Source organism: Desulfosporosinus sp. SYSU MS00001 (assembly GCF_049943955.1).
In the GTDB taxonomy this organism is placed as follows: Bacteria; Bacillota; Desulfitobacteriia; order Desulfitobacteriales; family Desulfitobacteriaceae; genus Desulfosporosinus.
On sequence record NZ_JBNFTW010000007.1, the window covers coordinates 211737 to 226167 of the forward strand.

14 protein-coding genes and 1 rRNA gene are annotated in these 14431 nt (G+C 36.1%); 11 read left to right on the plus strand and 4 right to left on the minus strand.

Annotated features, from left to right (window positions below; all coding sequences use genetic code 11):
• Nucleotides 1–97: 97 nt before the first annotated feature.
• Complete coding sequence (locus ACPUYX_RS14400; RefSeq protein ID WP_426380317.1) at nt 98–442, minus strand: hypothetical protein; 345 nt, start codon at nt 440–442, stop codon at nt 98–100.
• Nucleotides 443–1245: 803 nt separating this feature from the next.
• On the opposite strand from ACPUYX_RS14400, the gene ACPUYX_RS14405 reads away from it, so the two are divergent.
• The 6 genes from ACPUYX_RS14405 (at nt 1246) to ACPUYX_RS14430 (ending at nt 8953) form a co-directional block, all read left to right on the plus strand.
• Nucleotides 1246–1926, plus strand: a complete 681-nt coding sequence (locus ACPUYX_RS14405; RefSeq protein ID WP_426380318.1) for a DUF1287 domain-containing protein — start codon at nt 1246–1248, stop codon at nt 1924–1926.
• 151 nt (nt 1927–2077) lie between these two features.
• Complete coding sequence (locus ACPUYX_RS14410; protein WP_426380319.1) at nt 2078–2989, plus strand: NAD(P)/FAD-dependent oxidoreductase; 912 nt, start codon at nt 2078–2080, stop codon at nt 2987–2989.
• A gap of 272 nt (nt 2990–3261) precedes the next feature.
• A complete protein-coding gene (locus tag ACPUYX_RS14415; protein WP_426380320.1) occupies nt 3262–5139 on the plus strand; it encodes a PAS domain-containing protein in 1878 nt (625 codons plus the stop codon).
• Between the two features lie 130 nt (nt 5140–5269).
• Nucleotides 5270–6787 carry a diguanylate cyclase domain-containing protein gene (locus tag ACPUYX_RS14420; RefSeq protein WP_426380321.1) on the plus strand — a complete coding sequence of 506 codons (1518 nt, stop codon included), beginning with the start codon at nt 5270–5272 and terminating at the stop codon, nt 6785–6787.
• 200 nt (nt 6788–6987) lie between these two features.
• Nucleotides 6988–7752, plus strand: coding sequence for an alpha/beta fold hydrolase (locus tag ACPUYX_RS14425; protein ID WP_426380322.1), 765 nt, complete (start codon nt 6988–6990; stop codon nt 7750–7752).
• A 70-nt stretch (nt 7753–7822) separates the two neighbouring features.
• Nucleotides 7823–8953: a GIY-YIG nuclease family protein gene (locus ACPUYX_RS14430; RefSeq protein WP_426380323.1), complete on the plus strand. Its 1131-nt coding sequence runs from the start codon at nt 7823–7825 to the stop codon at nt 8951–8953.
• A gap of 161 nt (nt 8954–9114) precedes the next feature.
• Here ACPUYX_RS14430 and ACPUYX_RS14435 read toward each other — a convergent pair whose 3' ends face one another.
• The 3 genes from ACPUYX_RS14435 to ACPUYX_RS14445 form a co-directional block, all read right to left on the minus strand.
• The gene (locus ACPUYX_RS14435; RefSeq protein ID WP_426380324.1) at nt 9115–9873 is read right to left on the minus strand and encodes an exodeoxyribonuclease III; all 759 of its coding nucleotides are present in this window, start codon (nt 9871–9873) and stop codon (nt 9115–9117) included.
• Between the two features lie 227 nt (nt 9874–10100).
• Entirely contained in the window at nt 10101–10565 is a 465-nt protein-coding gene (locus ACPUYX_RS14440; protein WP_426380325.1) for a C40 family peptidase, read from the minus strand.
• Nucleotides 10566–10909: 344 nt separating this feature from the next.
• Nucleotides 10910–11284: a hypothetical protein gene (locus tag ACPUYX_RS14445; protein WP_426380326.1), complete on the minus strand. Its 375-nt coding sequence runs from the start codon at nt 11282–11284 to the stop codon at nt 10910–10912.
• 268 nt (nt 11285–11552) lie between these two features.
• On the opposite strand from ACPUYX_RS14445, the gene ACPUYX_RS14450 reads away from it, so the two are divergent.
• From ACPUYX_RS14450 to ACPUYX_RS14470, 5 genes are all read left to right on the plus strand, one after another.
• Nucleotides 11553–12347: a nitroreductase family protein gene (locus ACPUYX_RS14450; RefSeq protein WP_426380327.1), complete on the plus strand. Its 795-nt coding sequence runs from the start codon at nt 11553–11555 to the stop codon at nt 12345–12347.
• 35 nt (nt 12348–12382) lie between these two features.
• Nucleotides 12383–12718, plus strand: a complete 336-nt coding sequence (locus ACPUYX_RS14455; RefSeq protein ID WP_426380328.1) for a nucleotide pyrophosphohydrolase — start codon at nt 12383–12385, stop codon at nt 12716–12718.
• A gap of 227 nt (nt 12719–12945) precedes the next feature.
• Nucleotides 12946–13506: a GNAT family N-acetyltransferase gene (locus ACPUYX_RS14460; protein WP_426380329.1), complete on the plus strand. Its 561-nt coding sequence runs from the start codon at nt 12946–12948 to the stop codon at nt 13504–13506.
• 110 nt (nt 13507–13616) lie between these two features.
• Nucleotides 13617–14102 carry a GNAT family N-acetyltransferase gene (locus tag ACPUYX_RS14465; protein WP_426380330.1) on the plus strand — a complete coding sequence of 162 codons (486 nt, stop codon included), beginning with the start codon at nt 13617–13619 and terminating at the stop codon, nt 14100–14102.
• 244 nt (nt 14103–14346) lie between these two features.
• Nucleotides 14347–14431 (plus strand): 16S ribosomal RNA (locus ACPUYX_RS14470); the annotation flags it as partial.

A 14431-nucleotide genomic window follows, 5' to 3' on the forward strand; every position in this document is an offset into this window, starting at 1 on the left:
CATATTGGTAGCTTTTTCATTAAAGAATCACATGAGAAAAAGAGATGCTGTACCTTGTTAAGGTATTGGCATCTCTTTAATACTCTATTTCTAGTTTTTACTTGGGATAATGAGCTGTCTCCTTTGCATCTGCCCCTTCGGGCAAATAAATTCTTGTTCGAATCATTCCGGCAAACTCTCCATCCTTAAAATAACTACTGTAGGTAATAACCATTCCAAAGGCTATTTTTGTAAAGGATTTTAATTCTCCGGTTTTAAAGCGTGCAATAAAGTCCCCAATCTTTTGACGATTTTCTTCCTTGTGACAGTCTAAAGCCCACAAACCCACAACAGGTTTCCCATAGAACCGTTCCTCAAATTTATTAGCCCATATCACATAGAAATCTGCATCTGTAACCAAAAGTCCCGCAGAAATATCCTTAAAAATCTCACTGAAATTCATTGCTGTACACCTCCAACTACCTTGTTCTGTTTTTTGTACATTTACGTTAATTGATACCGTCTTGAAATTTGAATCAATCCTTTATGTATCATTTGTTGAATTAATCATAAAGGGTTAAACTTGTTTTAACAAGATGGTTAATTATTATCAGATCGCCTTATTATTACGAAATGGTAAGAAGAAAATGGGATAGAATGGATTGATGATGTCTAGATTAATTATTTTTCATACTATTGATCGAACCCTTTCGGTGTTTGGTGTGTATATAAAGTAGATTAACAGATAGGAGGGGTATTGTAGAAGTCCCAGAAAACCGCTCTACTGAGTTCGTGGAAAACTATATTCTTAAAAGCGAAGAGGAGCATGAATTGTAGAGGGCGGTAAATAATTTAAATCTAAAATGTTATGGACGGAAATACTTATATGTTTTATGAATGGAAAACTGGCGACTATATCAATAGAGGCATATCACCTAGTTATTATGTACTAAAACAAGTTGACTAATATATTAACTTTATTTAGCTGTTCTCATGGAGAGCAGCTTTATTTTAATGGATTGTTCTTCCATATGCCTTCTGGTTATCAGGACTCCGCCAAGAGTTGCTGTTTTCTTGACTCAAACATTTTTTGGGTCTTTTTTTATATAAGTAAGAATAAATAAGCTTAAGGTAGAAGGAAAGTAAAGTTTATTTAACGAAATATCGTATATCTTAAGTGGATTTGGTTATTAAGATAATTGTCTTAGGATGATATTAAATGTTAATACATTTAAAGTATGGTACTGGTGAGGTGATCAGCCTGAAATGTCTGCCAAACGATATCTGTTTTTGTTCAGCCTAGTAGGATTAGCCCTGATATCTTGGGCCAGTATTGAATTGTTCCCTCCTTTAGATAAGTTTCCATTAGGACAATCACTTAAGATTTCCAATATTTCTTGTCCAAGTGATAAGGACAACGATGGCGTCAGTGATTTACAAGACATTGTGAATGGTGCCAGAGCGGAAGTGAACAGAAAGCCTCAATATCGCAGTGCTTATTATCAAGGGGGATTTCCCCCTGACAATGAAGGCGTGTGTACAGATGTCGTATGGAGGGCTATGCGTGATGCGGGTTATAATTTAAAATCATTAGTGGATAACGATATCCGTGAAAATCCTGCCAAATATCCTCGGATTGCGGGCAATCCCGATCCAAATATAGACTTTCGTCGGGTTCCTAATTTATATGTTTTCTTTCGAAGGCACGGAACGGAACTTACAAAGGATATAAAACCCGGGGACGCAGAAAATTTATATCAGTGGCAGCCCGGAGACATTGTTACTTTCGATAATCCTCATGAACATATAGCAATTATCTCAGATAAACGGAGGAAAGATGGCGTACCATACTTATTACATAATGCGGGCCCCACGGCGAGCGAAACGAATCAACTTCAAAGCTGGCCTTCTAAAATAACCGGCCATTTCCGATTTCCAAAGTTTTAGCATGATCGACATCTGAGCCAAACCTCTCTCACTTAAATGGTGGGTGGGGTTTTTATATTATCAGAGTGAAATTGCTATCATTTTTTTACATCAAATTCAAATAATATAGAGGAGATTCGGAAAAATAAATATTAATAAGGAGTTAAAGAATATGATTTATGACTTAATTATTATAGGTGCAGGCCCAGCAGGTATTAGCGCCTCGATTTATGCTGTTAGTAGAGGAGTACAAACGTTGGTCCTGGAAAAGAAGCAAGTAGGTGGAACTATCCGACAAGTTTCAAATGTAACGCATTATTCGGGAATTACAGAAAATGAAACTGGTAAGACTTTTGCGACTAGAATGTATAACCAAGCTATGGAGGCAGGGGTGGCGTTTAAATTCGAGGAAGTAACTGCAGTGAATCTGGAAGCGGAGATCAAAGAAGTAGAAACTAATAAAAGTAGATACCAAACCAGAACAGTAATCATTGCCAATGGTACTACGCCAAGACATCTTGATATACCAGGTGAGCAAGAACTTATCGGAAAAGGGGTGGATTATTGCTTGTCCGATGATTTAAGCTTATATAAGGAAAAGGAAATATTTATTGTGGGTGGCTCCGATGGTGCATTAAAAGAGGCATTGTTTTTATCGAAGTTGGCAAAACAGGTTACCCTCATCCATTTTGAAGAAAAGTTAGGAGCTATAGTAGAGTTTACATCAAAAGCGGAAAAAACCTCGAACCTGAAAATTTGTCTTCATTCCAGAATTACCAATATTAAAGGGCGCACGAGTATTGATACATTGGAGATTACAGATATAAATACTAATGAGACCGAAATCGTGGAAGCTTCAAATAGTTATATATTCATCTATGCTGGATCAACACCTAATTCCTCAATATATTCTTCGGTTGATAATGTGAATGGATATATTGTTGCAAATGAGAAAATGCAAACTAATATTCCTGGTGTCTATGCTGTGGGTGATATATGCAAAAAAGAGGTGAGACAAATTGCTACTGCCGTTGCCGATGGGGCAATTGCGGGGATTCAGGCAGCGACTTATCTGAAATGTTGATAATTATCAAAGGAAAGGTTGAGAGTTGATTGATTTAGAAAATAGTAGGGACGAATAATCGCCAGATTGCTCTATATTTTTATGGAGGGTCTGGCCTTTTCATTTATTTATACTTTTTCTAGAGAGAGGAAATTCTATCAAAATGCAGAATATGTAGAAATAACTAAATATCGCTCGAAATAACGCATAGATAATAAAATTCATTAAATACAATAGCGAATTTAAAAAACAGCTATCATCGATTTTGGGGACGAATTGACGGGAGATTTGATATGAAAATAGATGAAGAATACAATTCATGGAACCTTGAACAAGACGTTCATAGCAATAGTGAAGAGAGATTTCGTCTCTTATTTGAAAATATGATGGATGGTTTTGCATATCATAAAATGCTCTATGATTGCGACGGCAACCCGATTGATTACGTGTTTTTGGAAGTAAACTCTGAATTTGAAAAACATACTGGCCTGAAGAGGGAAAATATAATTGGAAAACGTGTCCTTGAAATATTACCGAATGCGAGTGGGTATTGGATCGAAACTTATGGTAGAGTAGCCAAAACGGGGATTGCAGAAACCTTTGAAAACTATTCTGCGTCACTTTGTAAGTGGTATGTGATTAATGTTTATTCTCCTCAAGCTGGCTATTTCGCTGTCATAATCCGGGATATTACTAAAAGAAAAAACGATGAGGAAGAACTAAGAAAAACAAGGATGAGATTAGAGGAGGCCCAGGAATTTGCTAATTTAGGCTTCTGGGAATTAGATAGAATTACTGGAGAAAATCTTTGGTCTGATGAACTCTTTCGAATATGTGGTTTTAAGCCGCAAGAGTTTATACCGGTCATTCAGGATTTTATAAAATTAGTGCATCCTGACGATAAAGAATTAATAATTAATATCATGCGAAATCCTATAATTGATACAAGCCCTGAAATAGATTTTAGAATAATTAGATCGGATGCTGAAAACAGATGGGTTCATGTAAAAATCAAATATCGTCAAGATTTGTCCGGAAAATTAGTTCGAACTTACGGGATTGTTCAAGATATAACAGAGCGAAAACTGAGCGAAATTGACCTGAAGGAAAGTGAAGAAAAATTTAAGGAACTTGCTGAAAATCTTGGTGAAGTGATTTGGGTTCGGCAGAACGAGCAGCTTGTTTATATTAATCCTGCCTATGAGAAGGTATGGGGGAGAACGTGTCAAAGTTTATATGATGACCCCGATTCTTTTCTTGACGCCATACATCCTGAAGATAAAGAAAGAATTGTCCTTGAATATACGGGAGAAAAGCGCACTGTCAATGGGTTATTAAATGAACAGTATAAAATTATCAGGCCAGATGGAACAATCAGATGGATTTGGGATAGATCAATGCCTATACTTGACAAAGATGGAAAAATGATTCGATGTATAGGTATCGCTGATGATATAACAATAATTAAAGAGTATGAAGAAGAATCCCTAAAAAACAAGATGGAAAAGGAAATGGCTCACCTCGATCGATTGAATTTGGTCGGTCAGATGGCCGCTGGTATTGGTCATGAAGTCAGGAACCCAATGACTACTGTTAGAGGATTTTTGCAATTATTATCCCGCAAAGAAGAATGCACTAAATATTGGGACTTTTTCGCCCTGATGATAGAAGAATTGGATAGAGCGAATTCGATTATTACGAACTTCCTTTCATTGGCCAAAGACAGAGTTGTTGAATTAGAAATGCAAAGCATAAAAGAAATCGTTGAAAACTTATTCCCATTAATCCAAGCTGATGGATTGGTTAGCGACAAGTATATAAATCTGGAACTTGAAGAAGTAGAGAAAATCCCTTTAGACAAAAAAGAAATACGACAGTTGGTTCTGAATCTTGTTCAGAACGGTACGCAGGCAATGTCACCAGGCGGGACTATGAAAATAAGAACATTTATGGATAAAGAAGAAATTGTATTATCCGTTGTTGATGATGGTGAAGGGATACCGCAAGAGGTGCTTGAAAAACTTGGCACTCCGTTCTTTACTACAAAAGAAAATGGAACTGGGTTAGGATTGGCGGTTTGTTACAGCATTGCAGCTAGGCATAATGCAAAAATTGAAATTGAGACATGCTCAAAAGGAACTACTTTTTTTGTACGGTTTAGAAGAGGCTAATTTTACCAGGAATACTATTTACCTCAGAATATCGAAAAAGGATTTCTGGAGAATTACATAGAATAATGTATGTTCTTTAGGAAATTTAACGATTATGTTTGGACGATATATCTTAAATTTAGGGGACGCTATGATTGAAAAAGGTAAAATTTCGCTTTTACGGAGACGCTATATTTTAGCGCTTTCCATTATTGCCTTTTTGGTAGTATTCAGTCAGGTTGTTATACAATACACTATCCAACAAGAATCCTCATATTCTATGGTTATTAATATTGCTGGCAGGCAAAGAATGTTGAGTCAGCAAATTGTAAAGTCTGCTTTTGGGGTTGAACAGGCTAACGATATTGCTGAGAGAAGTTTTTATATTGAAGGACTAAAGGAATCTACCGCTCTGTGGCAATACTCTCACAATGGTCTCTTATTAGGTGATGAGAAATTAGGACTTCCGGGTCATAATAGTGTCACGATTATGTCGCTCTATTCCAAAGCAGAACCCTATTACCAAAGAATCTTAACGTCTGCAAAGGATCTCATTAAACGAGAAGATAAAAAAGACCCCGGTATTACTTATAATTTAAGGGTAATTAAAGATAATGAGGAATCTTTTCTTAAACTCATGGATGATATCGTCAATCAGTATACCATTGAAGCTAATTACAAAATCTTTTTAATTCGCACAACGGAAATTATTCTCTTGTTGGTTACGTTTCTTGTTTTGGCGTTAGAAGTCCGATTTATTTTCGTGCCAGCAGAACGTAGCATTAATGATTCGTTTAACAAAATCAATGAAAATCATGAAAATATTCGGAAACTTTTTGAGGTTGCTCCTGCAGCATTATTTTTAATCCGGTTGCCTGATCTTTTAGTGTTACAGATGAATAGCCTCGCTGAACAGTTCACCTCTAGTTCGGTTAAAATTAATGATCCCCACTCGTTTTCGAAGTTTTTTGAAAATAATTTAGAAAACGAATGTAACTTAATTGAGAATATGATGGAGGGTAATGTTTTCGCAGATGAGGAAGCAGTTCTAAAATCAAAGGATTCTATAAAAGTTGTTTTGGTTTCTGCCAGCACACTTTCTTATGAAAATACTCCAGCTATGATTCTTAGTATGATGGATATTTCACGGCAGAAGAACGCAGAGATAATCCTTAAAAAGTACGCGACAATCGATGAGTTAACGGGATTGCTGAATCGACGCTCCGGTAAAATCATATTAGATAATGCTGTTGAAAGATCTAAGGCGGAACAACAGAGCCTGGCAGTATCCTTCTGTGATATTGATGGACTAAAATATGTCAATGATACTTTCGGACACGATGAAGGTGACTGGTACATTGTTGCTATTGCGGAAGCAATAAAGTCGAACCTCAGAGAGGATGACTTTGCTTTTCGATATGGTGGAGATGAATTAATTCTAATCTTCACTAACTGTGATGAAGAGAGATCAAGAGTAATTATCAAGAGAATTAACAATTCCATAGAACGAAAGAAAAATGAATTTGAGAAACCATATAATATGAGTTTAAGTATTGGTACTGTACATCTTATTTCAAAAGAAAACACGACCGCAGACGACTTAATAGCAAAAGCAGACAATTTGATGTATGAAGAAAAAAAGAGAAAAAAAGTTCAACGATTAAACTAAATTCACTCGAGATGGCTTTTCTTGATATCAAGTAAAAAATAATTAGCCATGTGCATCTCATGCAAAGAAGGCACAAGCATTTTGGGAAATGTCCATATATAAATAAAAATTGGAAATGGGTGGAATAATCTTTTCAAAGTGGGATACTGTATTGCAAGCTGGATAAAAAATAGTATTTACTATATCAGAGGGGTATTGGGATGACTATGTATTTTGAAGAGACCCAAAATAAAAGTATGCCTTCTATTGTATTTATTCATGGTGGGGGAATAAGCGGATGGATGTGGTATAAGCAGATTGAGCATTTTAGCGATTACCATTGTCTTGTACCTGATTTACCAGAACACGGGAAAAGTATAAATGAAGGGACGCTTAATCTAAGAGATTGTGCAGACCGCATAGCAGAACTAATCGAAAACAAAACGAATAATCGTAAAGCTCATGTAGTTGGCCATTCCCTTGGAGGTAAAGTTGTAATAGAACTCCTCGCCAGACGTCCGGATTTAGTGGATCATGCCGTTGTAGCCAGTGCATTATTTAGACCAATATATTTGTTGAGTCTTGTTCATAGGCCTTTCATCTATAAACTCTCGGCGGCTATGTTAAGAAATAGAGCAATGCTATTATTTTTAGCTAAGCAGTTTAAGTTTCTTGACAAAGTGGCAATTGATAACTTGATGGCCGATTTTAGTAGACTGACCGGGGATTCGCTATTCAGATTATACGACCAGCTCTATAAATTTGGGAGGATTCCATTTTTCGAACTAAAACATGCCAACGTCCCGACTTTAATATTAGCCGGAGAAAATGAACCAAAGGCTATGAAGCAATCTGTAGAGGACATAGGGGAGGCTCTTCCCAGATCAAGAGGTTTTATAATAAAAGGGGCCGACCATACATATCCATGGGTTGCATATGATAAATTTAATGAGTTAATTCGAACATGGATTAATGATAAAATGTAGCAACTAAGCTATTATATAGATATGTGATTATGATTGTATAATATTTGTAATATTATCAGGAGGGTTGGTCTTGGCTGCTTTTGATGATTTCATGAGCAAAAAAACTATGAGTATTAAAGAAACGCTTAAGCAGCTTCCTCTAAGCCCAGGTGTCTATATGATGATTGATTCACTGGGAAATACAATTTATGTTGGTAAGGCGAAAAAGCTAAAAGATAGAGTATCCCAGTATTTTAGAAATCAGAAGGATAGGGCACCTAAAGTTGAAGAAATGATAAATAACATATATGCCGTAAAATATCTTGTTACGGATACTGAATTAGATGCTTTTATTGAAGAATGTCGGCTTATAAAAGAAATAAAACCCAGATATAATAAGCTAATGAAGAATTCATGTAATTATCAATACATAAAAATTCCTGCTGAACAATATCCAAAAGTTTTGGTGGTAAAGGAAAAATATGATGACGGTGCATTATATTTTGGCCCATTTACAAGCCGTCATTCAGTTGAGACTACAATAGCTTACTTGAACGAGTACTTTCCAATACGAAAATGTACAAGTCCCGGATTAGCAAAGACAGTAAATGGTTGCCTATTCAAGCAGTTAGGTGCCTGCTTAGGTGTTTGTACTGGCCGGATTAGACCGGAAGAATATAGTACTCATATTGAAAGTATCAAATGTCTTCTTAATGGTGATAATTTGTCGGCTATCGAGGAACTTCTCAATAGTCTTAATTCGGCGATTGAAAATCTGCAGTTCGAAAAAGCAGCCCAATATAAAGAGTATTATTTGGGGCTAAAGCATATTATTGGTAAACAGAGATTGGTCAAATCTTCGATAAAAAATAGAAACATTTTAGCAATTGAATTTGTAAATCCTGACCATCCAAAATTGTTCTTTATTAAAGGAAATAAGTTATTTTACAGAGAAGTCATTGATACCAGAAATAAAAACATTTTAGAATTAAAACACCATATAAAACAAACCATCTTGAATAAGTTTGGGCAAGTAAACAAAATTATGCCAAGATTATCTCAAAATGATATTGATGAGGCGCAAATTATTTATTCGTATTTAAAGAACAGCAAGAAAATAATATGCTTTTCTTTGCCAGCTAGCTATTTTAAAAAAGAAGAGACCTTTAATATTGACATTAAAGTTGACAAAATTGTGAATAGAATTACAACGGGTAATTAAAGCAATAAGATATAACAACATCTTGAAGCCTTGGAACGTTCCGAGCTTAAGGAAGATGTCGCATTGATAAGAGTGCATGTCATTGATGAAACGAATAGCCTAGCGATGGAAAAGAAAAGTTGTTGCTTTAGCGAGGTATGTAAGTTTGGGATAATTATTGGTTAGAAGTCTCTTGTTTCCAGCCCTACCGGACAGTGATCGGAACCTAAAACAGAACTGTAGATCTTTGCTGCTATAAGCTTGTCCGTTAATCTTTCAGAAGTGCAAAAATAGTCAATTCTCCAACCTGCATTTCGTGCTCGAGCATTAAAACGATAAGACCACCAGGAATAGGCATCTTTCTGCTCAGGAAAGAAATGCCGATAAGTGTCGACAAAGCCAGATTCCAAGAGTTGAGAGAATTTCGAGCGCTCTTCGTCTGTAAATCCGGGGTTTCGTTTGTTGGACTGAGGATTTTTAAGGTCTATTTCCTGGTGGGCTACATTAAGATCACCACAAAAGATCACAGGTTTATGGGTATCAAGATTTTGGATGTATCGGCGAAAGTCATCTTCCCATGTTAATCGATATTCTAGCCTAGCCAGCTCGGTTTGTGAATTTGGGGTATAAACGTTGACAAGGAAAAACTCGTCATACTCAAGAGTAATTATCCGGCCTTCCCTGTCATGCTGTGGAATACCCAGCCCTAAAGTGCAATTTATTGGTTTGTTTCGAGTAAAGATTACAGTGCCTGAGTATCCTTTTCTTTCTGCAAAATTATAATATTGGGTATAGCCATCTAAAGCAAGTTCAATTTGCCCCTCGGAGAGCTTTGCTTCCTGGATACAGAAGATATCGGCTTGCATTTCGTTAAAAAAATCAAGAAAACCTTTGGTAAGGCAAGCTCGAAGACCATTGACGTTCCATGATATTAACTTCACAAGCAATTCCCCTCATGTTTTTTTCATGACAATATTATACCTATAAAGAACTAATCCTCAAAGCACTATTTCATTATGGATATTTCAAGGTTGCCCATGATTACCTAAAAAGATGGACAACCTCATAAATGCTCTGATAGAGACAAAATGCACATTACCCCATAATGATATCAAATAAAGAGGAACTGCTGAAGTTGAGGAGGTTTTGGGTTTGTGAAATTTCTTGTTTACCTTATTACTCTTTTGGCACCGACATATGCTTTCCACCAGTATGAGCTAAAGCTGCTTATTGTTACGCCTTTGTGACTTGTGGCATTAATAAATTTACCATGACCAAGATAGATTCCAACATGAGTTACAGTATGACTTGAATTAAAGCTGAAGAAAACTAAATCACCTGGTATAAGACGGCTGGCTGGAATATAAGTTCCTATTTTATACTGGTTGGTACTTGTTCGCGGAAGATTGATACCAACTGCCTTGAAAGCATCCATTGTAAGGCCAGAGCAATCAATACCTCGATAGCTTGTCCCACCTAATACGTATCTGGTACCAATATAACTTTCAGATTTGGCTATAACTTTATGAACTTCTGCGGAACGAGTTGAACTTGTAGAAGCACTTGCTACTGGAACACAAGATAAAACTCCAATTAAGACTGATATAATTATTGTTGTAAATTTCTTCATCATGCTAACCTCCAAGAATGAATTTGTTCTTGTGAGAACATGATAAAGGATAACACACCAACAACTTGACGTTCATTAGTGGGTTGTTGGATGAGATGCCATATTTTAACAGGTAAAACCCAGATATAATAAGCTAATGAAGAATGGGGGAGAGCGCATATTTGGAATTTTGAGCGACGATTATCGTGAGAGAAGAGGTGATTAATGAAGGCCCATTGACGGAAAATGTCAATGGGCCAAAATGAGACTTTAAATAACGGGCATTGCGTTTGGGCTATAATTTCGTCGGTGTAGTTTGCATAGGGTGTTGGGTGTTAAATTCACTAGCTTAAGTACTAGAAGCAGGGTTATCCTGCTCTGTGTAAATTAATAATAGATACAAACTCATCGTAGGACTGGACGGTAGTAATCTGTTTTAGAGCATTGCCGGCTACACGTTTAGCCTGCATATTCGCGATGAGAGCTTTAGATGCAATATTAAATCGGCCTTTGAAAGGTGTTTTAACTAAAAGTTCGATACCCTTCTTTTCTTCATCGAGCATATCTTGTGTTGAAGCTTTTAATTCTTGCGTATCTAGAACAAAATAATATTCGGATGTTTTAAATGTGTGTAATTTCTGCAGTAAATCTTCCATATAATTATCGCTCTCTTGCTTATTTATTAGCCCTCCCATAGTAATGAGAAATACCTTTTCAGTTGGTTTGAGTTGGAAATTATACATTTGAATCGCTCCTTTATGTTTGTTTATTGTATTTAATCATAAAGGAATAAACTGAAATGTCTCTATAGGTAAGCTGAAATGATGCTGAAGGATATCTGAAAGTTAATTGAATATGGGCTGGAATGGAAATTTAGAGGTTACAAAAGTTGCTGCCTCTAAATTTTTAACTGTGAATGCTTTAGTTGTCTAACTATTTAGGAGAGGAAATCTACTTCTGCTAAAAAAATTCACTTTGACATGAACCGTTACTGAAGAGGAGGTTTTGAGGTTGACGAAAGATAATAACCAAACAATTACAGAATTACTGAAATATCGCATTTCCCTAAGGAAGTATGTTGATCAACCGCTTAAACAAGAAGATGTGGATTGGATTGTAGAGGGAGCTATGAGAGCACCTACAGCCGGGAATATGATGCTTTATTCCATGATATTGATTACCAATGCCAGTAAAAAACAAATCTTAAGTGAAACTTGTGATCATCAGCCTTTCATAGCCAAAGCCCCCTTGATAATTGTTTTTGTTGCGGATTACCAACGCTGGTTTGACTATTATCAGAGTTCTAATGTTAAGAGTTTTTGCGAGGATCATGGTCTGGAATTCCGCGGCCCCGATGAAGCAGACTTATTATTAGCATGTTCAGATGCTCTTATTGCTGCGCAAAATGCAGTCATTGCCGCCGAGAGCCGGGGGATTGGTTCTTGCTATATTGGGGATATAATGGAAAACTATGAAAAACATCGTGAGTTATTGAACTTGCCGGCTTGGGTATTTCCAGTTGCAATGCTCTGTTTCGGGTATTATCCCGAAGGTGCTCGACCGGTCCCTAGGCCACGTTTTGATAGGAAATTCATTGCTTTCACAGAGCAATATCATCAATTAACCCCTGAAGAACTGGCTGATATGTTAGCTACTCGGGAAAGTGCTTTTTCTCCGGGCAATCCTTTTAGAGCAAAGAACTTCGGACAATGGATGTACGCCAGAAAAACTGGTGCACAGTTTTCAACTGAGATGGCTCGTTCAGTACGAGAAGCTTTAAGGAGTTGGAGAGGCGATTTAATATAGACTTGCAAAGGGCAATATTTTGTAGATGCGTGGTGATGATGATGGATAAATTAATTCAAAAGATTGTTGAATTTAGAGATTCTCGAAATTGGAGGCAGTTTCACAATCCAAAGGATCTAGCGATATCATTAAGCATAGAGGCTAGTGAACTACTCGAAAATTTTCAATGGAAAACTAGTGATGAGAGCGTAACCGTTAATTTCGAAAGAATTCAAGAAGAATTAGCAGATGTATTGATTTATGCTTTGTTGCTGTCAAATGAATTAAATATTAAACCTGAACAAGCTATTATCGATAAAATAAAGAAGAACGAAGAAAAGTATCCTATTGAGAAAGCTTACGGATCTAATAAAAAATATAATGAACTTTAGTTTAGGAAGCTAAGGATACGCATGTTGAGAAATGTTCATTAATAGATTAAGGATCTTTTATATCCTGGTGAAAATAGTTTAATGGAGCAAATAAGGAAATAGCCTGATACAAAAATTGTTAGAGAGGATGCTATTAAATAGTATTCTGGCCATGATGGTTTCCGCACAATTCACCATATTGTAAGTTTTATAAACAAGAAATCATTTACATTGAGGAAGGATTTTTTATGTTAGAACATATTGGCACTAGACAGATTGAAACGGATAGATTAGTTTTGCGAAAATTTAAATATACAGATGACGCTGACATGTTAAACTATTGGGTCAGTGATCCTGAAATTCAGTCATTGTACTCTGAACCAGTTTACACAACCAAGAGGGATGTTAAAGAATTGCTGGATAAATATATCAGTTTCTATGAAAAAGATAATTATTACAGATGGGCAATAATATTAAAGGAAACAGATGAATGTATAGGGCAGATTGCCTACTTTTTAGTAGATAACAATAATCATTTTGCTGAAATTGAATACTGTATTGGGAGAGGCTTCCAGAGAAAGGGGTTTGCAACTGAAGCTACAAAAGCAGTTATTCAATTTGGATTTAACAAAATGAATTTACATAAAGTACAAATATGTCATAAGTCTATAAATATTCCTTCGCGTAAAGTCATTGAAAAATGTGGGTTTGTTTATGAGGGAACATTACGAGACTTTTTTTATATGGATGGTCAATATGTAGATAGATTATATTATTCAATATTAAAAGGTGAATTTGTGTCAAGGTAATAATTATATTTAACAAGAATCTATTTAAGAAACTTCCTCGCTCTGTTTAAATTTGCTATTGGACAATTACTAATTAAGTGACTGAAAAATAAATAGAGGTGCTGCATCAGATGGAAATCGAAATAAGACAAGCTAAAGCCAGTGAAAGTAATGAATTAACTGCTATTTCTTTTACTTCAAAAGGGTTTTGGAATTATCCTGAAGAGTATTTTGATATATGGAAAGAGGAGTTAACAATTACCCCGGAATATATTCAAGACAACATGGTTTTCGTTGTCACGGTTGATGGGAAAATAACCGGATATTTTTCAATTGTTGAGGTTGAAGAGGATTTTTGCACGGGCAAAGTGGTGATCAGAAAGGGTTATTGGTTAGAGCACTTTTTTATACTGCCAGAATTTATTGGAAAGAGAATTGGCTCCCAACTGATCTCATACGCAAAAGAGTTATGCAGGAAGAAGAATATAAATCGGCTTATGATTTTTTCAGATCCAAATGCCATAGGGTTTTATGACAAGGTTGGAGCTACATATATTGAGGAATCGCTATCAAGTATCGAAGGTCGAAATGTTTTACTATATGAACTTGAAGTGTGACGAAACCGCTGAACAATGTGTTTGGGCTTAAAGAATCCACTAACCTGGATGAAAGGAGTGAAAATTAGTATTTGACAACATGGGTCAAAAATGTTATTATTTAATTCCGGCCAAGATGGCTGACCATCCGTGGTCTTTGAAAACTAAACAACAAGGACAGCCAATGAGAGAAACTCGCAAGAGTTTCAAACGAATCATGGAATCATGAGCAGATATCATCTTCTTTAAAGAAGTTGAGATAACTTTTTTGGAGAGTTTGATCCTGGCTCAGGACGAACGCTGGCGGCGTGCCTAACACATGCAAGTCGAACGGTCTAATGCTTAACACT